This window comes from Novosphingobium sp. (assembly GCF_036820275.1).
Classification (GTDB): Bacteria; Pseudomonadota; Alphaproteobacteria; order Sphingomonadales; family Sphingomonadaceae; genus Novosphingobium.
Map to the genome: position 1 here is coordinate 1 of NZ_DAISLT010000024.1, position 21,701 is coordinate 21,701.

32 protein-coding genes are annotated in these 21,701 nt (G+C 65.1%); 14 read left to right on the forward strand and 18 right to left on the reverse strand.

The genetic code is table 11. The features are described from left to right. Nucleotides 1-726 (forward strand): IS4 family transposase (locus V7066_RS17730; RefSeq protein ID WP_334184311.1); only part of this gene is annotated, 726 nt, incomplete at its 5' end. A gap of 142 nt (nucleotides 727-868) precedes the next feature. Here V7066_RS17730 and V7066_RS17735 read toward each other — a convergent pair. Further along, a complete protein-coding gene (locus V7066_RS17735; RefSeq protein WP_334184312.1) occupies nucleotides 869-1,057 on the reverse strand; it encodes a hypothetical protein in 189 nt (62 codons plus the stop codon). Between the two features lie 394 nt (nucleotides 1,058-1,451). Between V7066_RS17735 and V7066_RS17740 the strand changes: the two genes are divergently transcribed. From V7066_RS17740 to V7066_RS17750, 3 genes are all read left to right on the forward strand, one after another. Continuing rightward, on the forward strand, nucleotides 1,452-2,126 hold the full coding sequence (locus tag V7066_RS17740; protein WP_334184313.1) for a type 1 glutamine amidotransferase domain-containing protein: 675 nt from the start codon (nucleotides 1,452-1,454) through the stop codon (nucleotides 2,124-2,126). Nucleotides 2,127-2,274: 148 nt separating this feature from the next. Continuing rightward, a complete protein-coding gene (locus V7066_RS17745) occupies nucleotides 2,275-3,273 on the forward strand; it encodes a bile acid:sodium symporter family protein (RefSeq protein WP_334184314.1) in 999 nt (332 codons plus the stop codon). Nucleotides 3,274-3,325: 52 nt separating this feature from the next. Further along, nucleotides 3,326-3,655 (forward strand): PilZ domain-containing protein, encoded by a 330-nt coding sequence (locus tag V7066_RS17750; protein ID WP_334184315.1) that lies wholly within the window; start codon nucleotides 3,326-3,328, stop codon nucleotides 3,653-3,655. Nucleotide 3,656: 1 nt separating this feature from the next. On the opposite strand, the gene V7066_RS17755 is transcribed toward V7066_RS17750, so the two are convergent. The 8 genes from V7066_RS17755 to V7066_RS17790 all read right to left on the reverse strand — a co-directional run bounded on the left by V7066_RS17755 (nucleotide 3,657) and on the right by V7066_RS17790 (nucleotide 8,522). Further along, complete coding sequence (locus V7066_RS17755; RefSeq protein ID WP_334184316.1) at nucleotides 3,657-4,451, reverse strand: NUDIX hydrolase; 795 nt, start codon at nucleotides 4,449-4,451, stop codon at nucleotides 3,657-3,659. A 336-nt stretch (nucleotides 4,452-4,787) separates the two neighbouring features. Further along, the gene (gene grxD, locus V7066_RS17760) at nucleotides 4,788-5,117 is read right to left on the reverse strand and encodes a Grx4 family monothiol glutaredoxin (RefSeq protein WP_147219469.1); all 330 of its coding nucleotides are present in this window, start codon (nucleotides 5,115-5,117) and stop codon (nucleotides 4,788-4,790) included. A 29-nt stretch (nucleotides 5,118-5,146) separates the two neighbouring features. Continuing rightward, nucleotides 5,147-5,380 carry a BolA family transcriptional regulator gene (locus V7066_RS17765; protein ID WP_334184317.1) on the reverse strand — a complete coding sequence of 78 codons (234 nt, stop codon included), beginning with the start codon at nucleotides 5,378-5,380 and terminating at the stop codon, nucleotides 5,147-5,149. 18 nt (nucleotides 5,381-5,398) lie between these two features. Further along, entirely contained in the window at nucleotides 5,399-5,716 is a 318-nt protein-coding gene (locus V7066_RS17770) for a DUF1476 domain-containing protein (protein WP_334184318.1), read from the reverse strand. A gap of 109 nt (nucleotides 5,717-5,825) precedes the next feature. Then, nucleotides 5,826-6,425 carry a 3-isopropylmalate dehydratase small subunit gene (leuD, locus tag V7066_RS17775; RefSeq protein ID WP_334184319.1) on the reverse strand — a complete coding sequence of 200 codons (600 nt, stop codon included), beginning with the start codon at nucleotides 6,423-6,425 and terminating at the stop codon, nucleotides 5,826-5,828. Continuing rightward, nucleotides 6,425-6,589 carry a hypothetical protein gene (locus V7066_RS17780; protein WP_334184320.1) on the reverse strand — a complete coding sequence of 55 codons (165 nt, stop codon included), beginning with the start codon at nucleotides 6,587-6,589 and terminating at the stop codon, nucleotides 6,425-6,427. Before V7066_RS17780 ends, leuD begins: the two co-directional genes overlap by 1 nt. A gap of 7 nt (nucleotides 6,590-6,596) precedes the next feature. Beyond that, nucleotides 6,597-8,030 carry a 3-isopropylmalate dehydratase large subunit gene (gene leuC, locus V7066_RS17785; protein WP_334184321.1) on the reverse strand — a complete coding sequence of 478 codons (1,434 nt, stop codon included), beginning with the start codon at nucleotides 8,028-8,030 and terminating at the stop codon, nucleotides 6,597-6,599. A 117-nt stretch (nucleotides 8,031-8,147) separates the two neighbouring features. After that, on the reverse strand, nucleotides 8,148-8,522 hold the full coding sequence (locus tag V7066_RS17790) for a hypothetical protein (RefSeq protein WP_334184322.1): 375 nt from the start codon (nucleotides 8,520-8,522) through the stop codon (nucleotides 8,148-8,150). Nucleotides 8,523-8,822: 300 nt separating this feature from the next. On the opposite strand from V7066_RS17790, the gene V7066_RS17795 reads away from it, so the two are divergent. Next, nucleotides 8,823-9,344: a sterol desaturase family protein gene (locus tag V7066_RS17795; protein ID WP_334184323.1), complete on the forward strand. Its 522-nt coding sequence runs from the start codon at nucleotides 8,823-8,825 to the stop codon at nucleotides 9,342-9,344. 7 nt (nucleotides 9,345-9,351) lie between these two features. Here the strand turns inward: V7066_RS17795 and V7066_RS17800 are convergent, their stop codons facing one another. Both V7066_RS17800 and V7066_RS17805 read right to left on the reverse strand, forming a co-directional pair. Further along, nucleotides 9,352-9,711 (reverse strand): YbaN family protein, encoded by a 360-nt coding sequence (locus V7066_RS17800; RefSeq protein WP_334184324.1) that lies wholly within the window; start codon nucleotides 9,709-9,711, stop codon nucleotides 9,352-9,354. Beyond that, nucleotides 9,708-10,139 carry a SufE family protein gene (locus V7066_RS17805; protein ID WP_334184325.1) on the reverse strand — a complete coding sequence of 144 codons (432 nt, stop codon included), beginning with the start codon at nucleotides 10,137-10,139 and terminating at the stop codon, nucleotides 9,708-9,710. Before V7066_RS17805 ends, V7066_RS17800 begins: the two co-directional genes overlap by 4 nt. 78 nt (nucleotides 10,140-10,217) lie before the next feature. Between V7066_RS17805 and V7066_RS17810 the strand changes: the two genes are divergently transcribed. Then, on the forward strand, nucleotides 10,218-12,266 hold the full coding sequence (locus tag V7066_RS17810) for an NAD(+) synthase (RefSeq protein WP_334184326.1): 2,049 nt from the start codon (nucleotides 10,218-10,220) through the stop codon (nucleotides 12,264-12,266). A gap of 178 nt (nucleotides 12,267-12,444) precedes the next feature. Here the strand turns inward: V7066_RS17810 and V7066_RS17815 are convergent, their stop codons facing one another. From V7066_RS17815 to V7066_RS17845, 7 genes are all read right to left on the reverse strand, one after another. Next, entirely contained in the window at nucleotides 12,445-12,684 is a 240-nt protein-coding gene (locus V7066_RS17815) for a hypothetical protein (protein ID WP_334184327.1), read from the reverse strand. Further along, on the reverse strand, nucleotides 12,681-13,019 hold the full coding sequence (locus V7066_RS17820; RefSeq protein WP_334184328.1) for a hypothetical protein: 339 nt from the start codon (nucleotides 13,017-13,019) through the stop codon (nucleotides 12,681-12,683). Before V7066_RS17820 ends, V7066_RS17815 begins: the two co-directional genes overlap by 4 nt. A gap of 13 nt (nucleotides 13,020-13,032) precedes the next feature. Further along, nucleotides 13,033-13,317 (reverse strand): hypothetical protein, encoded by a 285-nt coding sequence (locus V7066_RS17825; protein ID WP_334184329.1) that lies wholly within the window; start codon nucleotides 13,315-13,317, stop codon nucleotides 13,033-13,035. After that, nucleotides 13,314-13,598 carry a hypothetical protein gene (locus V7066_RS17830; protein ID WP_334184330.1) on the reverse strand — a complete coding sequence of 95 codons (285 nt, stop codon included), beginning with the start codon at nucleotides 13,596-13,598 and terminating at the stop codon, nucleotides 13,314-13,316. Before V7066_RS17830 ends, V7066_RS17825 begins: the two co-directional genes overlap by 4 nt. 47 nt (nucleotides 13,599-13,645) lie before the next feature. Beyond that, a complete protein-coding gene (locus V7066_RS17835) occupies nucleotides 13,646-14,050 on the reverse strand; it encodes a PspC domain-containing protein (protein ID WP_334184331.1) in 405 nt (134 codons plus the stop codon). 142 nt (nucleotides 14,051-14,192) lie between these two features. After that, nucleotides 14,193-15,047: a phage shock protein PspA gene (gene pspA / locus V7066_RS17840; RefSeq protein WP_334184332.1), complete on the reverse strand. Its 855-nt coding sequence runs from the start codon at nucleotides 15,045-15,047 to the stop codon at nucleotides 14,193-14,195. Then, nucleotides 15,044-15,238 (reverse strand): hypothetical protein, encoded by a 195-nt coding sequence (locus tag V7066_RS17845; RefSeq protein ID WP_334184333.1) that lies wholly within the window; start codon nucleotides 15,236-15,238, stop codon nucleotides 15,044-15,046. Before V7066_RS17845 ends, pspA begins: the two co-directional genes overlap by 4 nt. Nucleotides 15,239-15,397: 159 nt before the next feature. On the opposite strand from V7066_RS17845, the gene pspF reads away from it, so the two are divergent. From pspF to V7066_RS17885, 8 genes are all read left to right on the forward strand, one after another. After that, nucleotides 15,398-16,477 carry a phage shock protein operon transcriptional activator gene (pspF, locus tag V7066_RS17850; protein ID WP_334184334.1) on the forward strand — a complete coding sequence of 360 codons (1,080 nt, stop codon included), beginning with the start codon at nucleotides 15,398-15,400 and terminating at the stop codon, nucleotides 16,475-16,477. A gap of 132 nt (nucleotides 16,478-16,609) precedes the next feature. Next, on the forward strand, nucleotides 16,610-17,143 hold the full coding sequence (locus tag V7066_RS17855) for a helix-turn-helix transcriptional regulator (protein ID WP_334184335.1): 534 nt from the start codon (nucleotides 16,610-16,612) through the stop codon (nucleotides 17,141-17,143). Nucleotides 17,144-17,208: 65 nt separating this feature from the next. After that, entirely contained in the window at nucleotides 17,209-17,529 is a 321-nt protein-coding gene (locus V7066_RS17860) for a hypothetical protein (protein ID WP_334184336.1), read from the forward strand. Between the two features lie 30 nt (nucleotides 17,530-17,559). Beyond that, nucleotides 17,560-18,063 carry a hypothetical protein gene (locus V7066_RS17865; RefSeq protein ID WP_334184337.1) on the forward strand — a complete coding sequence of 168 codons (504 nt, stop codon included), beginning with the start codon at nucleotides 17,560-17,562 and terminating at the stop codon, nucleotides 18,061-18,063. After that, the gene (locus V7066_RS17870) at nucleotides 18,063-18,410 is read left to right on the forward strand and encodes a JAB domain-containing protein (RefSeq protein WP_334184416.1); all 348 of its coding nucleotides are present in this window, start codon (nucleotides 18,063-18,065) and stop codon (nucleotides 18,408-18,410) included. The genes V7066_RS17865 and V7066_RS17870 overlap by 1 nt, the downstream gene beginning before the upstream one ends. A gap of 396 nt (nucleotides 18,411-18,806) precedes the next feature. Continuing rightward, nucleotides 18,807-19,367, forward strand: a complete 561-nt coding sequence (rimP, locus tag V7066_RS17875) for a ribosome maturation protein RimP (RefSeq protein ID WP_334184338.1) — start codon at nucleotides 18,807-18,809, stop codon at nucleotides 19,365-19,367. A 3-nt stretch (nucleotides 19,368-19,370) separates the two neighbouring features. After that, nucleotides 19,371-20,990: a transcription termination factor NusA gene (nusA, locus tag V7066_RS17880; RefSeq protein WP_334184339.1), complete on the forward strand. Its 1,620-nt coding sequence runs from the start codon at nucleotides 19,371-19,373 to the stop codon at nucleotides 20,988-20,990. Then, on the forward strand, nucleotides 20,971-21,699 hold the full coding sequence (locus tag V7066_RS17885) for a DUF448 domain-containing protein (protein ID WP_334184340.1): 729 nt from the start codon (nucleotides 20,971-20,973) through the stop codon (nucleotides 21,697-21,699). Before nusA ends, V7066_RS17885 begins: the two co-directional genes overlap by 20 nt. The last annotated feature ends 2 nt before the right edge of the window (nucleotides 21,700-21,701 follow it).

The window sequence follows — 21,701 nt, forward strand, 5'->3', positions numbered from 1 at the left end:
AATCACTATGAATATTGGATCGTTACCCGGCTTGCCGAGCTTTTGCCGATAGAAGTGAAGGTGCTGCTCGTCGCCGATCGCGGCTTTGGCGACGCCAAGCTCTACGGCGTCCTCAAGGACGAGCTGCACTTCGACTATGTCATCCGCTTTCGCGGCAACATCAAGGTGACGGCCGCCGGCGAGAGCCGTCCGGCGAAGGAGTGGATCGGCCCCTCGGGACGTGCGAGGCTGCTGCGCGAGGCGACAGTCACGGCGCGAGGCTGCCCGGTCGGGGCGGTCGTGTGCGTCCACGCCAAGGACATGAAAGAGCCGTGGTGCCTCGCGACCAGCCTGACCACGGTGACGGCCAAGACCCTCATTGATCTCTACGCGCGGCGCTGGGGCATCGAGTGCTCGTTTCGCGATGCCAAGGATTGGCGGTTCGGGATGGGCATGTCGGCAACCCGCGTCTCCACCCCCGCTCGGCGCGACAGGCTGTGGTTGATCGCCGCTCTCGCCATCGTGCTCCTCACCGTGCTCGGCGCCGCCGGCGAGGCCATCGGCTACGACCGCCATCTGCGCACCAGCACGACATCGCGGCGTGTACATTCACTCTTCCGACAGGGCGTGATGTACTATCAACTGATCCCCAACATGCCCGACGAAAGACTACGCCCTCTCATCCTACAGTTCGAAAACCTTATCCGCGACCATCAGCTCCTCAAACGGACTTTCGGGATCATTTGAATGAGGGGATTCATGAGATCCGCGACACATTTATATGCTTGGCAAACTTCCCAGCGCTCATGCCCATCGTGTTGAGGAATTCGTATTTGAGGTTTTCGCCGGGATGGACCGGCACTTGCAGCATGGTCATAGCAAATGCCGATCACAATTCAGGAGGCGGATCCTTGATCAGGATACGGGCTTTCGAAAAATCGACACCAGCGAACAGGAAATTCTGTCGGTTGGCCTCAGCCGGGGAAAGGCGGCCAGAAGCGAGCGCTTCGTCCAGAGCCGCTCGAGCGCGGGCTTTTTCCGCCATTCTCTCGACGGGGTCGTAGTAGCCGATACCCACAGGGTGCTCCACCAATTCGGCGTAAACTCGCCTACCATTCCACCAGTTTGTAACAGATCGCCCGTTCGGGCACTACGGCTGGGATTATATCGTCCTTGCGGCTCTGCCCCCAATCGACGGAATTGCAAATCCGGAGCGGCGGAATTCCGCGATTTTTCCAACGTCGGGCCAGTCTAATGCCCCAAACTTAAACTTCGGGCCATTCAAGTGTCGCTACGCGTGACAAACACGCTAAATTTCCCGTGAAATCGGGCCAGACGTTCTGTCGAAGGACACTCTTCTCTATCCCGGTTCGAACTGGCACTATCCCGGCGGTGATTGCGGCCTTTTGCTTTTTTGTCTGGTGGAAAGCGGGCGCCGCGGAATATCCCACGACCAGAGCAGGAGAGCGCTTATGAAAGTACTGATCGTCCTGACATCGCACGATGCCCTTGGCGACACCGGCCGGAAGACCGGCTTCTGGCTGGAGGAATTCGCGGCACCTTACTATACGTTCAAGGATGCCGGGGCCGAAATCGAGGTCGCCTCACCGGCCGGTGGCCAGCCGCCGCTCGATCCCAAGAGCGACCTTCCCGAATTTCAGACCGAGCTGACCCGGCGGTTCAGTGCCGATGCCGACGCGCAGGCCGTGCTCGCCAACACCGTAAAGCTGGACGAAGTTCGTGCGGAAGACTTCGATGCCGTCTTCTATCCCGGCGGACACGGGCCCTTGTGGGACCTTGCCGAATCCGAAGTGTCGATCGCCCTTATCGAGGCTTTCGAGCGCGCCGGAAAGATCACCGGCTTCGTGTGTCATGCGCCCGGCGTGCTTCGCCACGTCAAGGCGGCCGATGGCAAGCCGCTGGTGGCAGGTCGGCGGGTCACGGGCTTCACCAATGGCGAGGAAGAAGGCGTCGGACTGACGGATGTGGTGCCGTTCCTGGTCGAGGACGAGTTCAAGGCGCTTGGCGGTCTGTACGAGAAAGGCGCCGATTGGGCGCCCTTCGTCGTCGAGGACGGGCGCCTGATTACCGGCCAGAACCCGGCCAGCAGCGAAGGCGTTGCCAAGGCAATGCTGGCGGCGGGATGATCCGGTCCTTCCGTCGGGGATGATGGCCCTGCGGCGAAGGAACGGTTCGAACGCTGCTGCAAGTGCGCGCCACGCTTCAAGATTTTGTGCGCCCGCAGCGCGATCCGGGGGCTTTTGCTCTTCGCTCCGAGGCCTTAGACAGGGCGGCATGAACCGCCTGCTCGCTCGCCTGAACATCGATCCTTACCTGCTGCTGCTGCTCGCGACCGTGGGCCTCGCCTCGGTCCTGCCGGCGCGGGGGATATGGGCCGGGGTCGCGGGCGGGGTGGCCGATGCGGCCATCGCGCTGCTGTTCTTCCTCCACGGTGCCAAGCTCTCTCGCGAGGCGATCCTCGACGGGGCGCGGGCCTGGAAGCTGCACCTGACGGTCGCCTGCCTGACCTTCGTGATCTTTCCGATCCTGGGCCTTGGCGTGCGGGCGATTCCAGGGCTCGAACCTTCGCTGGCGACCGGGGTGCTGTTCCTGACCCTGTTGCCTTCGACGGTCCAATCCTCGATCGCCTTCACCGCGATCGCCGGAGGGAACGTCGCGGCGGCGGTGTGCAGCGCCTCGTTCTCCAACCTCGCCGGTATCTTCATCACTCCCGTGCTGACGGCCCTGTTCATTACCGGCAAGACGCAGGGCTTCTCGACCGGCCCGATCATCTCGATCTCGGTGCAGTTGCTGCTGCCGTTCGTGGCCGGACACCTGCTGCGGCCGTGGATCGGCGGTTTCGTCCATCGTCACAAGAAAGTGCTCGGCTATACCGATCGCGGCTCGATCCTGCTGGTGGTCTATACCGCCTTCGGGGCCGCCGTGCTCGAAGGCCTGTGGCACAAGGTGACGCTTGGCGAGCTGGCGCTGATCGCGGCGCTTTCGCTGGCGGTGCTGGCGGCGATCATGGTGATCGGCAATGTGATGGGCCGGATGCTGGGGTTCAGCCATGAGGACCGCATCGTGATCCTGTTCTGCGGTTCGAAGAAGAGCCTGGCAACCGGCGTGCCGCTGGCGGGCGTGCTGTTCCCGGCGGCGCAAGTCGGTGCGATCATCCTGCCGCTGATGTTCTTCCACCAGATCCAGCTGATGGTCTGCGCGGTGCTGGCCCGCAGGCTCGCGGCGCAGGGGCGGGATCACGAGGAAAAGCTCGGCGAACGGGCGACGGCCTGAGAATGGCGAGACGGTTAAAGGTTGGTCAACCGGTTTGCCTCATGATCGGCGCATGAACCGCCCCTTCCTTCCGCGTCGATCCAGACGGCATCCGGTTTCGCTGGCGGCGCAGTGCCGAACCGCCAACGGGCTGCGCGACCAGGGCGAGATTTCGGACATCACCGCCGAAGGCTGCTGCGTGCGGACCACCGGCCTGCTGCTCGGCGTCGGGATGCGCGTGGTGATTCGCCCGCAGACGCTCGAAGGGCTGACCGGCATCGTCCGTTGGATCAGCGCTGATTGCGCCGGTATCGAGTTCGATCGCCCGCTCTATGGACCCGTGGTGGATCATCTGGTGCGGCTCCATACCACGTTCACGCCCGAGCGGCGCGCGGTAGGATAGTTCAGCCCCGTTCGGCGCTCGTTCTGGGTTGCCCGAGCACCGGATAGCCGTGGCCGTCCGGAATCGTCAGCCACTCCACGCCGTCCACCGTTTCGAGAGTGGCGTGGATGCGCTCGACCGGGTGACGTTCGATATCGGCCAGAGTTTCTGCATGGCTGGCGAAGCGGGCGAGGCGCTCAAGATTGCGGCGCGTGGGGAAGATCACCGCGATCTCTCCGCGACCAGCCATATCCAGCGCCGCGGCGGCAGAGGTCCAGAACAGGCGGGTGTTCTCGGTGGCATCCACCGTCACGTCGACAGCGCCGGTACCGAGGTCGGTCACGAAGAAGCGGGTATCGAAGCCTTTGTCCCAGGGCGGACACCAATGGGCATAGAGGGCGAGGCGTTCAGGCGCGAGAGCCCAGCCGAATTGGTCCAGCACCGGCGCGAGTGCGCCGCGTTCGAGCAGCAGCAGGCGGCCTTCGGCGGCTTCGGCGGCGCTGACCGGATAGTGGGTCGCGACCATCAGGCCGGTCTCCTCCAGCGTCTCGCGAATCGCGGCGATGTGGGCGGCCGCCAGTTCGATCGGTTCTTCGGGGAGCAGCGCGGCGGCAAGCTCGCGGTCGGCGGGATCGACGCGCCCGCCGGGGAAGACCGCCGCGCCGCCCGCAAAGCGCATCTCGCGGGCGCGCTGGACCATCAGCAGTTCCGGAGGCCCGCCATCCGCCGCGTTGCGGAAGATCACGAGAGTCGCTGCGGGGATCACCTTGGGGCCGTCCGTCGGCATCGGCTCGTTGCTGGGCGGGTAGGGGGTCATGGCCGCGAGTTTGCGGTTCGTGGCGGGAGAGGCAAGCGGAATTGTGACGAGACGCGGTTATGCCGCGAGGTATCGCGGCTGTCGGCAGACTTTACAGTCTGGCCTTGGGGTGGCTTGGCCCGTCTCCGGAAATCGCGGATTTCCGCGAATGGCACGGCTCGTGCTTATAGGATAACGTACCCCGAGAGCAGTCTCGACCGAGACGGGGCCGAAAGTCTCCCGGCCCCGTCTCTCCCGAGCCGCCGGGCAACCTTGCCTCCATACGAAAAAGCGCCCGAGGTTTCCCGCGGACGCCTTTTCGCATGTCATTCGATCGGGCGGTTCAGCCCCAAGGGCTTAGCCCTGGGTGGCGAGACCGGTATCGATGAACAGCTGGTGCAGTTCGCCGGCTTCGTACATCTCCATCATGATGTCGCTGCCGCCGACGAATTCGCCCTTCACGTAGAGCTGCGGGATCGTCGGCCAATCCGAATAGGCCTTGATGCCCTGGCGGATGTCCATGTCCTGAAGCACGTCGACGCTCTCGTAAGGCGCGCCGAGCTGTTCGAGGATCGCGATAGCGCGGCTGGAAAAGCCGCACTGCGGGAACAGCGGGGTGCCCTTCATGAACAGGACGATGTCGTTGTTCTTTACAATCTCGTCGATACGGGCGTTGGCGTCGGACATTTCAGTTAAACCTTCAGACTGTGCCGACATCACTTGGGGACGGCGGTGGTGAGTTGCAAGGCGTGGAGCACGCCGCCCATGCGGCCGCCCAGCGCTTCGTAGACCATCTTGTGCTGGGCGACGCGGGGCTTGCCCGCGAAGGCGGCGCTGGTGACGCGCGCGGCATAGTGGTCGCCGTCTCCGGCAAGATCGGTGATCTCCACCGTTGCATCCGGCAGGGCGGCGCGGATCATCTCTTCGATTTCACTGGCTGGCATGGCCATGGGAACAGTTCCTTGAATTCAGCCGAGGAAAGCGCGGCGGGCTTCGACCTGCTTGGCTTCCAGCGCGGCGCGGATCTCGGGTTCGGAGGCATCGACGCCGGCGGCGATGAGGTCGCCGAGCAGCTTGCGGATCACGTCCTCGTCGCCGGCTTCCTCGAAGTCGGCCTGGACGACGGCCTTGGCATAGGCTTCGGTTTCGGCGTGAGAGAGCCCCATGCGCGCGGCAGCCCATTCGCCCAGCAAGCGGTTGCGCCGTGCCTGGATGCGGAACTGGGTGTCGGCATCATGCACGAACTTCGCTTCTTCGGCGCGCTCGCGATCCTGGAAACTCGTCATCGGATACCCTCGGGAATAGCACTTCACCCTGCCGATAGGGGGCGAAGCGGGCGGGGGCAATGCCGTTTTGTGCACCCGCCCCGGATCGTGTCCGGGACGGGTGGCGATTTCAGATGGTCGCGGGCGTCTTCGCCAGGAACGGCAGAGCGTCGCGCGCCTTGGCTTCATGGGCGGCGATCGCATCGTCCTGCGCCATGGTCAGGCCCACTTCGTCGAGACCGCCCAGCAGGCAGTGCTTGCGGAAGGGATCGATCTCGAAGGAATAGCGATCCTGGAACCGCGTGGTGACGGTCTGGGTCTCCAGGTCGATGTCGATCGGGTCGGTCTGCGCGACTTCCATCAGCCGGTCGATCGCTTCCTGCGGCAGCGCCACGGTGAGGATACCGTTCTTGAAGGCATTGCCGGAGAAGATGTCCGAGAAGCTCGGCGCGATCACGCTGGTCACGCCCATGTCGAGCAGGGCCCAGGCGGCATGTTCGCGGCTGGAGCCGCAGCCGAAGTTGTCGCCCGCGATCAGGATCGGCGCGCCCGAGAACTCGGGGTTCTCGAACACGTTGCCGGGTTCCTTCTTAACCGCCTCGAAAGCGCCCTTGCCGAGGCCTTCGCGGGTGATGGTCTTGAGCCAGTGCGCCGGGATGATGACGTCGGTATCGACGTTCTTGCGGCCGAACGGGATGGCCCGTCCGGCAACGTGGGAGATCGCCTTCATCAATCGGTCTCGGGAGCCTGTTCGGGGTGCAGCGGCTTTTCGCTCTGGCGGGCCTTGCGGCGCTTCACGAAGAGCATCGCCGCGGCGATCGCGGCGGAACCGATGGCGGCACCGGCAGCGAGAGCGGCCTTGCCGGCCAGGTTGTTTTCCGAATCGTTCGACATGTCTTGCTTATCCTACCAGTTCGCGGACATCGGTGAGCCTGCCGGTCACCGCGGCGGCGGCGGCCATGGCGGGGCTCATCAGGTGGGTGCGGCTGCCGGGCCCCTGGCGCCCGGTGAAGTTGCGGTTGCTGGTCGAGGCGCAGCGCTCGCCCGCCGGAACCTTGTCGGGGTTCATCGCGAGGCAGGCCGAGCAGCCCGGTTCGCGCCATTCGAGGCCCGCGGCGATGATGATCTTGTCGAGACCCTCGGCCTCGGCCTGCGCCTTGACCAGGCCCGAGCCGGGGACGACGATCGCCCACTTGACGTTCTCGGCCTTGTGGCGGCCCTTGAGCACTTCGGCGGCGGCGCGGATGTCCTCGATGCGGCTGTTGGTGCACGAGCCGATGAAGACGTTCTGCACTTCCACTTCGGTCAGCTTCGTGCCGGGCGTCAGGCCCATGTAGTCGAGGCTGACCTTGACGGCATCACGCTTGGAGGCGTCGGCGAAGTCTTCCGGAGCGGGAACCACGCCGCCGATCGCCGAAGTATCCTCGGGGCTGGTGCCCCAGGTGACGGTCGGCTGGATATCCTCGGCGCGGATCGAGACGGTCTTGTCGAACGTCGCGCCCGCATCGGTGGCGAGGCTCTTCCACCAGGCCACGGCCTTGTCCCAGTCCTCGCCCTGCGGCGCGTAGGGACGGCCCTCGACATAGGCGAAGGTCGTTTCGTCCGGAGCGATCAGGCCGGCGCGGGCGCCGCCTTCGATCGCCATGTTGCAGACGGTCAGGCGGCCTTCGACGGACATTTCCTCGAAGACGTTGCCGCGGAACTCGATCACATAACCGGTGCCGCCGGCGGTGCCGATCTCGCCGATGATGTGCAGGACCACGTCCTTGGGGGTGATCCCGGTGCCCAGCTTGCCGTCGACCCGCACTTCGAAGCTCTTCGACTGCTTGAGCATCAGGGTCTGGGTGGCGAGCACGTGCTCGACCTCGCTGGTGCCGATGCCGAAGGCCAGCGCGCCGATGCCGCCGTGGCACGCAGTATGGCTGTCGCCGCAGACGATCGTCGCGCCGGGCAGCGAGAAGCCCTGCTCGGGGCCGACGACGTGGACGATGCCCTGCTCGGCATCGGTGGCGTCGATGTAGCGGATGCCGAATTCGGGCGCATTCTTCTTCAGCGCGGCCAGCTGCTGGGCGCTTTCGGGATCGGCGATGGGCAGGACGTGCCCTGCGGCATCCTTGCGCGCCGTGGTCGGCAGGTTGTGGTCGGGAACCGCGAGGGTAAGATCGGGACGGCGCACCGGACGACCGGCCACGCGTAGGCTTTCGAAGGCCTGCGGGCTCGTCACTTCGTGCACGAGGTGACGGTCGATATAGATGAGGCTGGTTCCGTCGTCGCGCGTGTCGACGACGTGGGCGTCCCAGATCTTCTGGTAGAGGGTGCGCGGGTTCATGGTCATGGTGAAAGCGCGATTAGGCGCGCCGGCCCCGCAATTCAAGGGGAACCGGCGCGCCTTTTCGCGCAACATTATTCGCTATGCGGTCAACCGTGGCTTCTGGCTATCAGCGGCGACAGCTCAACGGCGGTGGCCGTTGCGGTCGTTACGCTCGGCGCGCAGCGCGGCATGGACGCGGTCGATCTTGGCCTGGAGCGTCTGGACCTCGCGCGGGGTCAGGCCGCCGCGGGCATAGGCGGTGTGGAGGCGCTGGATCTGCGCCGCATCGTTGCGCAGGCCCTGGGCTTCGCGCTGGCTGATCGTGCGGCGGGCGGCGGCGCGATCGATCTGGCCGCGCAGGCCGGCGATCTCGGTGCGAATCTTCGCTTCACGATTGGGCGTGATGCGGGCGGCCTGGTGATGCGGTGCGGCGGCTTCGGCGATGCCCGGTGCGATGGCCGAGAGACCGAGCGTGGCGACCAGGGCGGGAGCGATGAAACGGGCAATCTTGCGCATGGGACTTTTCCTTCTCGTTACCGGCGTTTGTTCCGTGCATTCAGATTTAGGAGGGTGAACATGAACGGGAGAAGACTCAGAGGTCACAGTCCTGTCGGCATTTGTAACTAAGTGTCGCATGGCGAAATCTGTAGAGCCTGTCCTGCGACCCGACGGGAGAGGGCGCCTGAAAGATAAGAGGAATGCAGGGCAGCCGTGTACCACCCCGCGTCGTCGCGGCTGCATCTGCATTCCCGATCTTGCCTCAACCTGACATTCCGGCACCTGACATTCCAGCCGTGAAGGTCTAGAAGGCGGGCCATGTCCTTCCTGTCTGCCGCCCTGATCGTGATCGCTGCCGCCGCCGCGATGGAATTCATCGCCTGGGCCAGCCACAAGTATGTGATGCACGGCTTCGGCTGGGCCTGGCACCGCGACCATCACGAGCCGCACGACAACCTGCTGGAGAAGAACGACCTCTACGCGCTGGTCGGCGCGGCGATCAGCATCTCGATGTTCGCCGTGGGATCGCCGCTGGTCATGGGCGCGCAGGCCTGGGAGCCGGGGACCTGGATCGGGCTGGGCGTGCTGCTCTACGGCGTGATCTACACGCTGATCCACGACGGCCTCGTCCACCAGCGCTATTTCAAATGGGTGCCCAAGCGCGGCTATGCGAAGCGGCTGGTGCAGGCGCACAAGCTCCATCACGCGACGATCGGCAAGGAGGGCGGGGTGAGCTTCGGCTTCGTGGTTGCCCGCGATCCGGCGGTGCTGAAGCAGGAACTGCGCCGTCAGCGCGAGCAGGGCATCGCCGTGCTGCGCGAGGCCGTGGAGGAGCGCTGAGCGCGCGCTACTCCGCCCGCGTCCAGATCCACGGGCCGATCACCACGAGCACGCCGACCGGGATCAGAACCCAGGGCCAGCCCGCCGTGAACCACGTGAACGGGATCGAACCCGTCATGGCCAGGATCGCGGAGACCTTGCCCTTGCGGCTGATCGCCCGCCGGTCTCGCCAGTCCCGCAAGTGGCGGCCGTGGGTGGGGTGGTTGTAGAGCCGCTCCGCCCATTCGGGGTGGCTCTTGCCGAAGCACCAGGCGGCCAGCAGGTAGAATACCACAGTGGGCATCACCGGCAGGAAGACGCCGATCGTGCCCAGGGCGACGAAGAACAGTCCCGCCGCCAGCCAGAGAGGGCGGCTGGCGTTCTTCATGCGGTTCCCGCGCTTCCTGCGTCTTGCGCATAGCGCGCCGCCGTCTCGCGGATCAGCGCGATCATGTTCGGTACGCCCTGCGTGCGGTTGGACGAGAGCTGGTTCTTTAGGTCGAACGGCTCCAGCGCGGCAGCGATGTCGGTCTGCGCGACTTCGGCGGCGGGCTTGTCCTGCACGGCGGAGATCACCAGCGAGACGATGCCCTTGGTGATCGCCGCGTTGCTGTCCGCCAGGAAGTGCAGCGTGCCGTCCTCACGCGCCATCGGGTAGACCCAGACGCTGGCCGAGCAGCCGCGCACCTTGGTGGCGTCCGTCTTCAGCGCGTCGGGCATGGGATCGAGTTCGGCGCCAAGGCCGATCAGCAGGCGATAGCGTTCATCGCCTTCGGAAAACTCGTATTCTTCGCGGATGTCGTCGAGGCTGCGCATGACCTGCCATTTAAGCGCGGCGCGGGGGAGGGCAAGGGGAAGTTGCCTCTCGCTTCCGATCCTGTCAGGGAATTGTCCATGAGTGCACATCCCTTTTTCGCCATGCACGAACACGGCTTCGTGCGCGTTGCCACCTCCACGCCCAAGGTCCGCACCGCCGATGTCGCCTTCAATCGCGACGCCGTGCTGGCCGAGGCGCGGCGCGCGCATGAGGCGCATGTCGACCTGCTGGTCTTCCCCGAGCTGTGCCTCTCCTCCTACGCGATCGACGACCTGCACTTGCAGGCGGCGATGATCGAGGCGGTGGAAGCTGCCGTGGTCGAAATCGTCCACGCCAGCGCCGATCTCTCCCCCGTGCTGCTGATCGGCGCGGCGCTGCCGCACAAGGGGCGGCTCTACAACTGCGCGCTCGCCATCGCGCATGGGCGGCTGCTGGGCGTGGTGCCCAAGTCTTACCTGCCCAACTACCGCGAGTTCTACGAGAAGCGCTGGTTCGCCAGCGGCAAGACGATCACGGACCAGTCCATCCGCGTGAACGGGCAGGAGGTGCCTTTCGGCGTCGATCTGGTCTTCGCCTCCGAAGTGCTGCCGAACTTCCGCTTCTTCATCGAGATCTGCGAGGATATCTGGGCGGCCACCCCGCCCAGCTCGCACGGCGCGCTCGCCGGGGCGACGATCCTGTGCAACCTCTCCGCCTCCAACATCGTCATCGGCAAGTCGGACGAGCGGCATCTGCTGTGCCGCTCGCAGTCGGCGCGTGCGACGGCGGCCTACATCTACTCGGCGGCGGGTCACGGCGAGAGCACGACCGATCTCGCGTGGGACGGGCAGGGCATCGTCTACGAACTGGGCGACCTGCTGGCCGAAAGCGAGCGCTTCTCGCTGGAGGCGGAACTCTGCATCGCCGACGTCGATGTCGACCGCATCGTCATGGACCGCATGCGCGTGCCGACGTTCAACGACGCCGCCGAAGTGGCGGGCAATCCCGACGAGACTTTCCGCACCGTGCGCTTCCGCCACGCCCCGGCGGGCGGCGACATCGGCCTGATCCGCCCGGTCTCGCGCTTCCCCTTCGTGCCCTCGCGCGCCGACAAGCTCGATGCCGACTGCTACGAGGCGTTCAACATCCAGGTCGACGGCCTGATGCGCCGCATCGAGGCTACGGCCGCCAAGTCGATGGTGATCGGCATTTCGGGCGGACTCGATTCGACCCAGGCCCTGATCGTCGCTGCCCGTGCCTGTGACCGGCTGGGCCTGCCGCGCACGTTCATTCGCGGCTACACGATGCCCGGTTTCGCCACCAGCGAGGGCACCAAGTCCAACGCCTGGAAGCTGATGAACGCCGTCGGCATTACCGCCGAAGAGATCGACATCCGCCCCACGGCGACGACGATGCTCCAGAACATCGGCCATGCCTTCTCGAACGGAGAGCCCGTCTATGACGTGACCTTCGAGAATGTGCAGGCGGGCCTGCGCACCGATTACCTGTTCCGTCTGGCCAACCAGCACGACGGCTTCGTGATCGGCACCGGCGACTTGTCCGAACTGGCGCTCGGCTGGTGCACTTACGGCGTCGGCGACCAGATGAGCCACTACACGGTCAACGCCGGCGTGCCCAAGACGCTGATCCAGTACCTGATCCGCTGGTGCGCGACGACCGACCAGTTCAGCACCGAGACCGAGGAGGTGCTGCTCGCCATCCTCGGCACCGAGATCTCGCCCGAACTCGTCCCCGCCGGGGCGGACGGCGCGATCCAGAGCACCGAGGCGAAGATCGGACCTTACGAGCTGAACGACTTCTTCCTGCACCATATCGTGCGTTTCGGTCAGAAGCCGTCGAAGGTGGCGTTCCTGGCGCTCCACGCCTGGCGCGAGGCGGCGGCGGGATCGTGGCCCGCCGGTTTCCCGGAAGAGCGCAAGAACGCATACGACCTCGCCACGATCCGTTCCTGGCTGGAGAAGTTCCTGCGCCGCTTCTTCGCCTTCAGCCAGTTCAAGCGCTCTGCGGTGCCGAACGGGCCGAAGGTTTCGTCGGGCGGCGCACTCAGCCCGCGCGGCGACTGGCGCGCCCCCTCCGATGCCAGCGCAGCGGTATGGCTGGCGGAACTGGATGCCAAGGTGCCGTAAGTTCCTCCCCCACCGGGGGAGGGGGACCACCTGCAGGGTGGTGGAGGGGCACAGGCGGCTTCCGTAACGCGGGTAGCGTATGCCCGGAGCGGGGCAGGCCGCCTTCCCTCATCTCATGTAATGCGAGAGTGCCCCTCCACCATGCTGCGCATGGTCCCCCTCCCCGGTTCGGGGAGGATCAGTCGCGCAGGGCGTCGATCTCGCGCGCGAGGTCCTTTTCGCGGCGGTCGTCGGTGGCGATGCGTTCGAGCACGGCGATGCGCTTGCGCAAGTTCTCGACTTCGCTTTCCAGTTCGTGCTCGCGCTCGCTGTGACCTTCCAGGCGGAAGCCCGGCTTTTCGCCGCGAATTTTCTGCGCGCGCAGCCAGGTGATCGAGGCGATCGCGAAAATGACGACTACGGCGGTCCAGAAACTCATTGCGTCACCTCATGGCCGATCCCGTTGCGGGCTTCCCGCAGGCCTTCGATCTGGCGGGCTACATCATAACCCTGGTCGGTGACAATCCGCTCCACGCTGGCGAGGCGGTCCTTGATCGAACCGATCTCGGCGCGAAGCTGGGCGTTCTCCTGGGTGAGCAGTTGCACGCGCGCCTGCGCCTCGTTGTCCTTGGGGTAGACGGCCTTGCCCCACGAATTCTCCAGCGGATAGCCGTGGCGCATGCGCAGCCAGTTGTTGAAGATCCAGCCGCCGATGCCCAGCGCCGTGGCGGTGACCAGTACCGGCGAGAGCACTTCGAGCGTTGCGTAGTCCATGTCGGCCCCCCGTTCAGTTCGCGCGCGGCTCGCCATCGGCGGCGCGCAGCGATTCGATCTGGCGCGCGGTGTCCCAGGCGCCGTCGGTGATGATGGTTTCAAGCGCGCGCAGGCGGTTCTCGATCCCGGCGTTGTGCGTGGCGTATTGCGCCGCTTTCTCGGCCGTCTGGCCCGCTGCGATCTCCAGCTTGCGTTCGAGGAAGGCGAGGCGGCGCTTGTAGACCCCGGCGAGGATGGCGACGATCGCGATCATCGCGCCCATCACTGCGGTCAGCCCCATGAAGTCCCCGAAGCTCACTGGCGGGTTTCCTTCGCCTGTTCCTCGGCTTCCACATCGCGGGTGTCGCGAAGCGCCTCGATCTGGAGGGCGGTGTTGTAGCCGCCGTCGGTGATGATCCGTTCCAGCACCCGCACGCGCTCTTCGAGTTCGCGGGAGTGAGAGGCGTACTGCGCGGCCTTCTCGGCGGTCGCCGTCACCTGGAGTTCGGCCATCCGGCGCTGGTGCCGCGTCCAGATCGCGAAGCCCGCGATCATGAAGGGGGCCAGCGGAATGAGGAGGGCGAGAGTGTGCGAGTCCATCTTGGGTGTGTCCCTGTTACCCGTTGTTCGTCTTCGGGGCCTGCGGTTTAGCGCAGGCTGTCGATTTCGGCGGCGAGGCGTGAATTGCTGCTGGTGTAGTGCGCTTCCATCTCGGCGACGCGGCGGTCGATGTCCGAGAGTTCGCTGCGCAGACGGCCCGAGCGGTTCGGTGCCGAACGCATGAGGCCATAGCCCTGGCGGTTCCTGCGGCGTTCCATGCGGCGCAGCAGGCGCTCTTCCTCGGCTTCGCTGTAGAGGCTCATCGGCCGCTTGTCCGCCATCAGGGCGACCGCGATGTAGATCGGGATCGTCACGAAGGAGACGAAGAAGGTGAGCAGCACGGCCGCGATGCGTACCCAGAGCGTATCGACCCCGGTGTAGTCGGCAATGCCCGAGCAGACCCCGGCGAGCTTGGCGTTCGACTTGTCGAGATAGAATTGTCCGCGTGACACTGGTTTTTCCCTTTCCCTGGGGAGGCCCGGAACGAAGCCGGGCTTCCCGTTATGACGCTGGTTCGGGTCGCTGGGACCCGCATTCCCGGTCATGGCCCTTCGCGGGCTGCATGCACCTGCCGGGATTTCAGGTGCGCCGCCGTTATTCCGCCGTACCCTTGCCCGCGCTCATGGCGCGCTTCATCTCGGCCAGTTCGGCATCGATCGTGTCGCCGTCCTGGAGCGCGGCGATTTCCTCGGCGAGCGTCGGCTGGCGGCTGTCGCCCAGGCTCATCGCCTCGGCACGGCCTTCGGCATAGTCGACGCGCCGTTCGAGCTGGTCGAAGCGCACCAGGGCTTCGTCCACGCGCTCGCTCGACAGCAGGGTGCGCAGCTTGACGCGATTCTCGGCGCTCTGCAAGCGAGCGGCGATCGAGGACTGGCGGCTGCGGGCCTCGCGCAGGCGGTTCTGGAGCTTCTCGATGTCCTCTTCGTAAGCGCGCAGGGCATCGTCGAGCACGGCGATCTCGGTGCGAAGCTGCTCGGCCATGTCGGCGGCCTTCTTCTTTTCGAGCAGGGCGGCGCGGGCCAGGTCCTCGCGGTCCTTGCTCAGCGCGAGCTGGGCCTTGTCGCCCCAGTCGTGCTGAAGCTGGTCCAGCTTGCCGACGTGACGGCGCAGTTCCTTCTGGTCGGCGATGGTGCGCGCGCTGCTGGTGCGCACTTCGACCAGGGTTTCCTCCATCTCCAGGATGATGAGGCGGATCATCTTGCCGGGATCTTCGGCCTTGTCCAACATGTCGTTGAAGTTGGCGGCGATGATGTCGCGCGTGCGGGAGAAGATACCCATCCTGGCATTTCCTTTTATCGAGGTGGGATTGAACTTGCGGGCCGGGCTGAAGCGGGAAGCCCCGGTGTCGAACGGGCGGGTGCTGCCAGCCTGGAAGTGGGGGGGCTGAAAGGCCGGGGTGTCCTGCGCCGATCCTTGCAGGATTTCGATTTCGGCGTCGAGCCTGCTCACTGGAGCGGCGCTCCGCAGACCGGCGCCGCATGGGCGGGGGGGGCGATCCGGTCGCTCATCGCGAAGAGGTTCAGCGTGCCCATCGCGAGCACGGCGGCGATGATCGCCCAGTCGAGCTTGCTGCGTTCGCGACCATGGGCCGGCTGCTTGCTCTGATGGCTGGCTACGATGCTGGCGTTCTGGAAGGACATCTTGGTGTTCCTCTGTCGGATCTCGTGAATTTGCCCATAGCTTCGCAAAGGGCGTGCCAATTTCAGAAAGGCGCGGATTTCCGCGATTTCAGAGGTTTGAAGGCGCGGTGCGAAAAAGATGAATTGCCAATGAATGGGAAAATTCGCTAATATTTGGGAATGGAGAGAGATGTTCAGTTCATCGGTCAGTCCACCGCTTTCCTCGATGCGGTGGAGCGCGCCAGTCGCGCGGCTGCGGTGCGGCGCCCGGTGCTGGTCATCGGCGAGCGTGGGACCGGCAAGGAACTGATCGCCCAGCGGCTTCACCACCTGTCGCCGCGCTGGGGCGAGCCGCTCATCACCATGAACTGCGCCGCCTTGCCGGAAACCCTGATCGAGGCCGAACTGTTCGGCCACGAGGCCGGAGCCTTCACCGGCGCGGTGCGGGCGCGGGCAGGGCGTTTCGAGGAGGCGGACCGGGGTACGCTGTTTCTCGACGAGCTTGGCACCCTGTCGATGGCGGCGCAGGAAAGGCTGCTCCGCGCGATCGAATATGGCGAGATCGCGCGGATCGGCGCCTCGCGCCCGGTCCAGGTCGATGTCCGGGTGGTCGCCGCCACCAATGCCGACCTGCCGCGCATGGCGGAGGAGGGCACTTTCCGTGCCGACCTGCTCGATCGCCTCAGTTTCGAGGTCATCAATCTGCCGCCGCTGCGCGCGCGAGAGGGGGATGTTTTCGAACTGGCCGACTATTACGGGCGGCGCATGGCGACGGAACTGGAATGGGATAGCTGGCCGGGCTTCTCTGCCGAGGCGATGGCGGTGCTGGACGCGCATGACTGGCCGGGCAACGTGCGCGAGTTGCGCAATGTCGTGGAGCGGGCGGTCTATCGCTGGGCCAACGAATATGACGCGATCGCCGAGATCGTCTTCGATCCCTTCGAAAGTCCGTGGAAGACGGCAGCGGTATCGGCCGCACCGGAACGCGCCCCATCCGCGTCGGCGCCCGCGCCGGTGGCCGCGCTTCCGGTTGCCGCGTCCGTGCCGGCGGAGGTGGCCCGGCCGTCCGGACAGGGGCTTCGCGAATCCGTGGAGGCTTACGAGCGCGAATTGCTCGTCGAGGCGCTGGACCGGCATCGCTGGAACCAGCGGCGTGCGGCCGGGGCGGTCGGGCTGACGTACGACCAGTTGCGCCATTGTATGAAAAAACACCGCCTTTCGGAAACCGGGCGGCGTTCCGAAAGCGATCCTCCAGCCTGATTTTTCGGCCAAGTAGCGGTAAACAATAAGGATTAAGGAGGTCTTAGGGAAACCTCCGGAGCGGTTTTCTCTATAATTTCTCCTAGAGAGATTTGCCGTTATAGTGCACGGCGGGCGCGAATGAGGGCCGATGTGCGAGAAATAACCGACACTTCCGTGGCGACAGAGCTGTTGGAAAACCTGACGGTCAAGCAGGTCGAGGTGCTCGACCGGCTGCTGATGCATCGCACCACCAAGGAAATCGCCCGCGAACTCGGTATTGCCCCCAATACCGTCGATCAGCGCATCAACGGCGTGCGGGATAAGTGGGGAACCGTAAACCGCAAGGATACGGCCCGCCTTTACGGCCAGCTTCTCGAACTATGTGGCAAATCCACATATGGCTTTTCCCGTGTCGACGCCGGGCCGGATGAGGGGGAAGAGAGCGACCAGGACTTGTCGGTCGATCCGGTCTTCGTTCTTTCCGATGCCCGCCCCATGGCTCCCATGGTCGGGCATCCGGAATGGTTCGATACCCGGGTCGCACAGCCGGCGGGCCTGGAGGCATTCGATGCGAAGTTCGGAAGGGCAGGGCGCGTAGGAGCGGTTTTCGTACTGGCGTTGATCATGGCGGTGACCCTTGCGGCCACGCTGGCGATCGCGGAAACGTTGGGAAAACTGCTCTAGGTCGCCATGATCCACCGAGCATCGAGTGCCTTCATCTCGGATTTTCCCCGTGGGAGGCGACGAATATGACACCGGATATTGTCGGAATGCGGATCACCCGGAGCATTCAGTCGGTCGAGAAGGACATGGATGAGCTTCTCGCCAAGGCCAGCGAACTCATGGTCGAGATCGCTCGCGGTCGCCTTGCGATCGTCGAGAACGCCCATAGCACCCAGCGGCCGATGGCCCGCGTGGCGGCCATGCAGCGCAGCCTGATCGAAGCGCGCTCGGAACTGGTGCGGGCGCACAGCGACCTGTCGAAGCTGGCCGAGACCATGGATATTCCCATCCGCTGCCCGGACAAGGCCGAGGACGAGCACGAAGTGCTGGCCGAACTGGCGGCCTGATACGCAGTCCGTTCGAAGTGGAATATGCCTTTGGGAAATGTTGAACAGCTTGCTTTCTTCCTGCTGCTCGCGGTGGCGATCGCCCTTGCCTTCTGGCAGGGCGGCGCGCCAGAGCGCTGGGGGGCTGGGGTCATCCTGGCGATGGTCCTGCTCCAGGCGGGAGGAGAAAGCCTGCTGCCCAGCGGTTTCAGGAGTGTCGATCCCTCTTCGCTCATGACCGATGCCGTGGGGACGGCCGGGTTCGGCTATCTCGCTCTTCAGGCCCGGAGGATATGGCCGCTATGGGCAACCTCGTTGCAGCTGCTCAGCCTGAGCGCGCACTTCGCGCGGTGGGCGGATATCGGAATCCCGCCGACGGTCTACGCGGTCATGCGGGGAACGCCCACGTTCCTGGCGCTCTCGGCGATTGCGGTCGGTACGATCCTGCATGTCTGGCGCAGGCGGCGGCATGGCAGCGATCCCTCGTGGCAGGACTGGTCCCGGGTTGCACTCGGGTACGGCCCCTCTCGCGGAGCGTACTCGAAACCCTGGTGATGCATCTCGGGTGCCTGCGCCGCGAGGTGATGCTGGAATTGCCCTTCGATGCCGAAGGGCGGCTGATCGGCCAGGTGGCCTGCACGACGGGTTGCGAAGCGGCGATCCGGGCGGGCTGCCGGTCCGTATTGAAACGTGTGCTGGAACAGCGGGCCGTGGGCCTGGTGCTCGTGCACAACCATCCTTCCGGCGATCCGCAGCCCAGTCGGGCGGACGTGATCGCCACGCGGCGGCTTGCGGCCTTGTGCGCAGCCTCGCGAATCGAGCTCCACGACCACCTGGTGGTCGGTGGACGCAGCGCGGTCTCCATGCGACGGGCCGGGCTGTTGAGTCGCGGCGTGACGTGACTCCTAAACTTACCGGCAGGCGGTTCTTCCGCCGCCGGACGCAGGCCGGGCGAGCACCCCCCCCCACCCGAACACTCGCCCGGCCTGCTTTTTTGTCCAACCCGACTTTTGGACCGGAACGGGCGTCCGCTCGATTTCCTTAAGGGCTTCCTTGTGGGGGCCGCCGCAAGCCTTTGATGATGCCGAAGGCGTGCCGGGCAAGGGCTTGGCTCGTTTTGCCCGGCGGCAAACACGGCGCCAGACTCCTCTCTTGCATTTTAACCGCGATGCGCTTATCTGCGCCTCATCCCGACATTGGTGAAACAAGGTTCGGGCTGGCGCCGGAAGGGGCCGGCGCGAAACTGCGTGGCACCGAATGTCGCTTGCAGCATCACGAAACGCACCGGAGAACTGGGCTTGGCCGACATCGCACGCATCACCGAAGTCATCGAACCTGAGGTCAAGGCCCTGGGATTTGATCTCGTGCGCGTGCGAATCTTCGGCAAGAGCGAAGTCGGCGACGACGAGATCGCGTTGCAGATCATGGCCGAGAACCCGGCCACCGGTCAGCTCGTGATCGAAGAGTGCGTGAAGCTCTCGCACCGCATTTCCGATCGCATGGACGCGCTTGAAGAAGCCGGCGACGTGCTGATCGAGGAAGCCTATCGTCTCGAAGTCAGCTCGCCGGGCATCGACCGTCCGCTGACTCGTCCCAAGGACTACGCCAACTGGGCCGGTCACGAGGTCAAGGTGAACCTCTCGGAGCCGGTGGACGGCAACCGCAAGGGGCTGACCGGCGAACTCGTCGGCATCGACGGCGACCAGGTCACGGTAGACGACAAGAAGTCCGGCCGGGTGACTTTCCCGCTGGGCATCATTCATTCCGCAAGGCTGGTCCTCACGGACAAGCTGATCGCCGCAACCCGCCCGCTGGATGTCAGCGGGGCCGACGAGATTGTCGAGGAACAGGAAGACTAAGCCATGGCCAGTGCGATTTCCGCCAACCGCGCCGAGCTGCTCGCGATCGCGAACTCCGTCGCTTCGGAGAAGATGATCGACAAGTCGATCGTCATCGAAGCGATGGAAGAAGCCATCCAGAAGTCGGCCCGCAACCGTTACGGTGCGGAAAACGACATTCGCGCCAAGCTCGACCCGCGCACCGGCGACCTGCGCCTGTGGCGCGTCGTCGAAGTGGTCGAGCATGTCGAGGACTACTTCAAGCAGGTCGACCTCAAGCAGGCCGAAAAGCTCCAGAAGGGCGCCGCGATCGGCGACTTCATCGTTGACCCGCTGCCCCCGGTGGACCTCGGTCGCATCGACGCGCAGTCAGCCAAGCAGGTGATCTTCCAGAAGGTCCGCGATGCCGAGCGCGACCGTCAGTACGAGGAATTCAAGGACCGCGCGGGTGAAGTCATCACCGGCGTGATCAAGTCGGTCGAGTTCGGCCACGTGATCGTCAACCTCGGCCGCGCCGAGGGCGTGATCCGCCGCGACCAGCAGATCCCCCGCGAAGCCGCCCGCGTCGGCGAGCGCGTCCGCGCGCTGGTCCTGCGCGTCGAGCGCCAGAACCGCGGCCCGCAGATCTTCCTTTCCCGCGCGCACCCGGACTTCATGAAGAAGCTCTTCGCGCAGGAAGTGCCCGAAATCTACGACGGCGTGATCGAGATCAAGGCCGCTGCCCGCGATCCGGGCTCGCGCGCCAAGATCGGCGTGATCAGCAACGATCACTCGATCGACCCGGTCGGCGCCTGCGTCGGCATGAAGGGCAGCCGCGTCCAGGCCGTCGTGCAGGAACTGCAGGGCGAGAAGATCGACATCATTCCCTGGAGCGAGGATACCGCGACTTTCGTCGTCAACGCGCTCCAGCCCGCGACCGTCAGCCGCGTCGTCATCGACGAGGAAGAGAGCCGCATCGAAGTCGTCGTGCCCGATGACCAGCTTTCGCTGGCGATCGGCCGCCGCGGCCAGAACGTGCGCCTTGCCTCGCAGCTGACCGCCTCGCAGATCGACATCATGACCGAGGCCGAGTCTTCGGAAAAGCGCCAGAAGGAATTCACCGAGCGCTCGAAGATGTTCGAGGAAGAGCTGGACGTCGACGAGACCCTTTCGCAGCTGCTGGTGGCCGAAGGCTTCAGCGAGCTGGAAGAAGTCGCCTATATCGAGCTGAACGAACTGGCCGCGATCGAGGGCTTCGACGAGGAACTCGCCGAGGAACTCCAGAGCCGTGCCCAGGAAGCGCTGGATCGCCGCGAAGAGGCGAGCCGCGAAGAGCGCCGCGCGCTTGGCGTCGAAGATGCGCTGGCCGAACTGCCGCACCTCAACGAGGCGATGCTGGTGGTTCTCGGCAAGGCGGGCATCAAGACGCTCGACGACCTGGCCGATCTGGCCACCGACGAACTGATCGCCAAGAAGCGTTCGGAACAGCGTCGCCGCGACGGTTCGGTGAATCGCCGCGGACGCGACGAAGACAAGGGCGGCGTGCTCGGCGAGTACGGCCTGAACGAAGAACAGGGTAACGAAATCATCATGGCAGCCCGCGCCCACTGGTTCGAAGACGAACCGGCAACCGAGGAGGCCGCCGATGCGGAATCCTCGCAATGAGCGCGTAAGCTCCGACATCGACGGCACCGGTCCGGAGAGGAAATGTATCCTTTCCGGAGAGATCGGTGCGCGTGAAGACTACATCCGTCTGGCGATCTCGCCGGACGGATTGGTCTTACCCGACATCCACGCGCGTGCCCCCGGGCGCGGCGCGTGGATCGGCGTTTCTCGTTCGGACCTTGAAATTTCGCTCGATAAGGGCAAACTAAAGGGATCGCTGGCGCGTGCCTACAAAGGCGCCGCGCTCACGATCCCCGAAGACCTCGCCAACAGGATCGAACAGGCGCTGATCCGCGCCCTGACCGACCGGCTGGGCCTCGAACTGAAATCGGGCAAGCTCCTCATGGGGTCCGACCGGATCGCGCAGAACGCGCGTGAGGGCCGGGTCACTTGGCTTGCCCATGCCGCCGATGCGAGCGAAGACGGCTCGCGCAAGCTCGACCAGGCCTGGAGAGTCGGGAGCGAGGCGGAAGGAAGCGGTCTCAAGGGCACACGCTTGCCTCTGGACCGGGAGACGCTGTCTGTGGCATTGGGCCGCGACAACGTCGTTCACCTGGCGCTCAACGATCGCGGCTCGGCCAAACGAGTCGCGGCGCAGTTGCAGCGCCTTCTGCATTTCCAGGGGCAGCCCCGCGCCGAGGCGGACGGGGACGGTATGGATGGTGGCACCGGACCGGCGCATCGCGCTGCACCGGCGGCGACGAATTGAGA

Excerpts from the sequence above, each read along its gene's own strand:
- V7066_RS17740 (WP_334184313.1), top strand. The coding sequence starts at position 1,452 with ATGAAAGTACTGATCGTCCTGACATCGCACGATGCCCTTGGCGACACC.
- V7066_RS17745 (WP_334184314.1), top strand. The coding sequence starts at position 2,275 with ATGAACCGCCTGCTCGCTCGCCTGAACATCGATCCTTACCTGCTGCTG.
- V7066_RS17750 (WP_334184315.1), top strand. The coding sequence starts at position 3,326 with ATGAACCGCCCCTTCCTTCCGCGTCGATCCAGACGGCATCCGGTTTCG.
- V7066_RS17755 (WP_334184316.1), bottom strand. The coding sequence starts at position 4,451 with ATGACCCCCTACCCGCCCAGCAACGAGCCGATGCCGACGGACGGCCCC.
- grxD (WP_147219469.1), bottom strand. The coding sequence starts at position 5,117 with ATGTCCGACGCCAACGCCCGTATCGACGAGATTGTAAAGAACAACGAC.
- V7066_RS17765 (WP_334184317.1), bottom strand. The coding sequence starts at position 5,380 with ATGGCCATGCCAGCCAGTGAAATCGAAGAGATGATCCGCGCCGCCCTG.
- V7066_RS17770 (WP_334184318.1), bottom strand. The coding sequence starts at position 5,716 with ATGACGAGTTTCCAGGATCGCGAGCGCGCCGAAGAAGCGAAGTTCGTG.
- leuD (WP_334184319.1), bottom strand. The coding sequence starts at position 6,425 with ATGAAGGCGATCTCCCACGTTGCCGGACGGGCCATCCCGTTCGGCCGC.
- V7066_RS17780 (WP_334184320.1), bottom strand. The coding sequence starts at position 6,589 with ATGTCGAACGATTCGGAAAACAACCTGGCCGGCAAGGCCGCTCTCGCT.
- leuC (WP_334184321.1), bottom strand. The coding sequence starts at position 8,030 with ATGACCATGAACCCGCGCACCCTCTACCAGAAGATCTGGGACGCCCAC.
- V7066_RS17790 (WP_334184322.1), bottom strand. The coding sequence starts at position 8,522 with ATGCGCAAGATTGCCCGTTTCATCGCTCCCGCCCTGGTCGCCACGCTC.
- V7066_RS17795 (WP_334184323.1), top strand. The coding sequence starts at position 8,823 with ATGTCCTTCCTGTCTGCCGCCCTGATCGTGATCGCTGCCGCCGCCGCG.
- V7066_RS17800 (WP_334184324.1), bottom strand. The coding sequence starts at position 9,711 with ATGAAGAACGCCAGCCGCCCTCTCTGGCTGGCGGCGGGACTGTTCTTC.
- V7066_RS17805 (WP_334184325.1), bottom strand. The coding sequence starts at position 10,139 with ATGCGCAGCCTCGACGACATCCGCGAAGAATACGAGTTTTCCGAAGGC.
- V7066_RS17810 (WP_334184326.1), top strand. The coding sequence starts at position 10,218 with ATGAGTGCACATCCCTTTTTCGCCATGCACGAACACGGCTTCGTGCGC.
- V7066_RS17815 (WP_334184327.1), bottom strand. The coding sequence starts at position 12,684 with ATGAGTTTCTGGACCGCCGTAGTCGTCATTTTCGCGATCGCCTCGATC.
- V7066_RS17820 (WP_334184328.1), bottom strand. The coding sequence starts at position 13,019 with ATGGACTACGCAACGCTCGAAGTGCTCTCGCCGGTACTGGTCACCGCC.
- V7066_RS17830 (WP_334184330.1), bottom strand. The coding sequence starts at position 13,598 with ATGGACTCGCACACTCTCGCCCTCCTCATTCCGCTGGCCCCCTTCATG.
- V7066_RS17845 (WP_334184333.1), bottom strand. The coding sequence starts at position 15,238 with ATGTCCTTCCAGAACGCCAGCATCGTAGCCAGCCATCAGAGCAAGCAG.
- pspF (WP_334184334.1), top strand. The coding sequence starts at position 15,398 with ATGGAGAGAGATGTTCAGTTCATCGGTCAGTCCACCGCTTTCCTCGAT.
- V7066_RS17860 (WP_334184336.1), top strand. The coding sequence starts at position 17,209 with ATGACACCGGATATTGTCGGAATGCGGATCACCCGGAGCATTCAGTCG.
- V7066_RS17870 (WP_334184416.1), top strand. The coding sequence starts at position 18,063 with ATGCATCTCGGGTGCCTGCGCCGCGAGGTGATGCTGGAATTGCCCTTC.
- nusA (WP_334184339.1), top strand. The coding sequence starts at position 19,371 with ATGGCCAGTGCGATTTCCGCCAACCGCGCCGAGCTGCTCGCGATCGCG.
- V7066_RS17885 (WP_334184340.1), top strand. The coding sequence starts at position 20,971 with ATGCGGAATCCTCGCAATGAGCGCGTAAGCTCCGACATCGACGGCACC.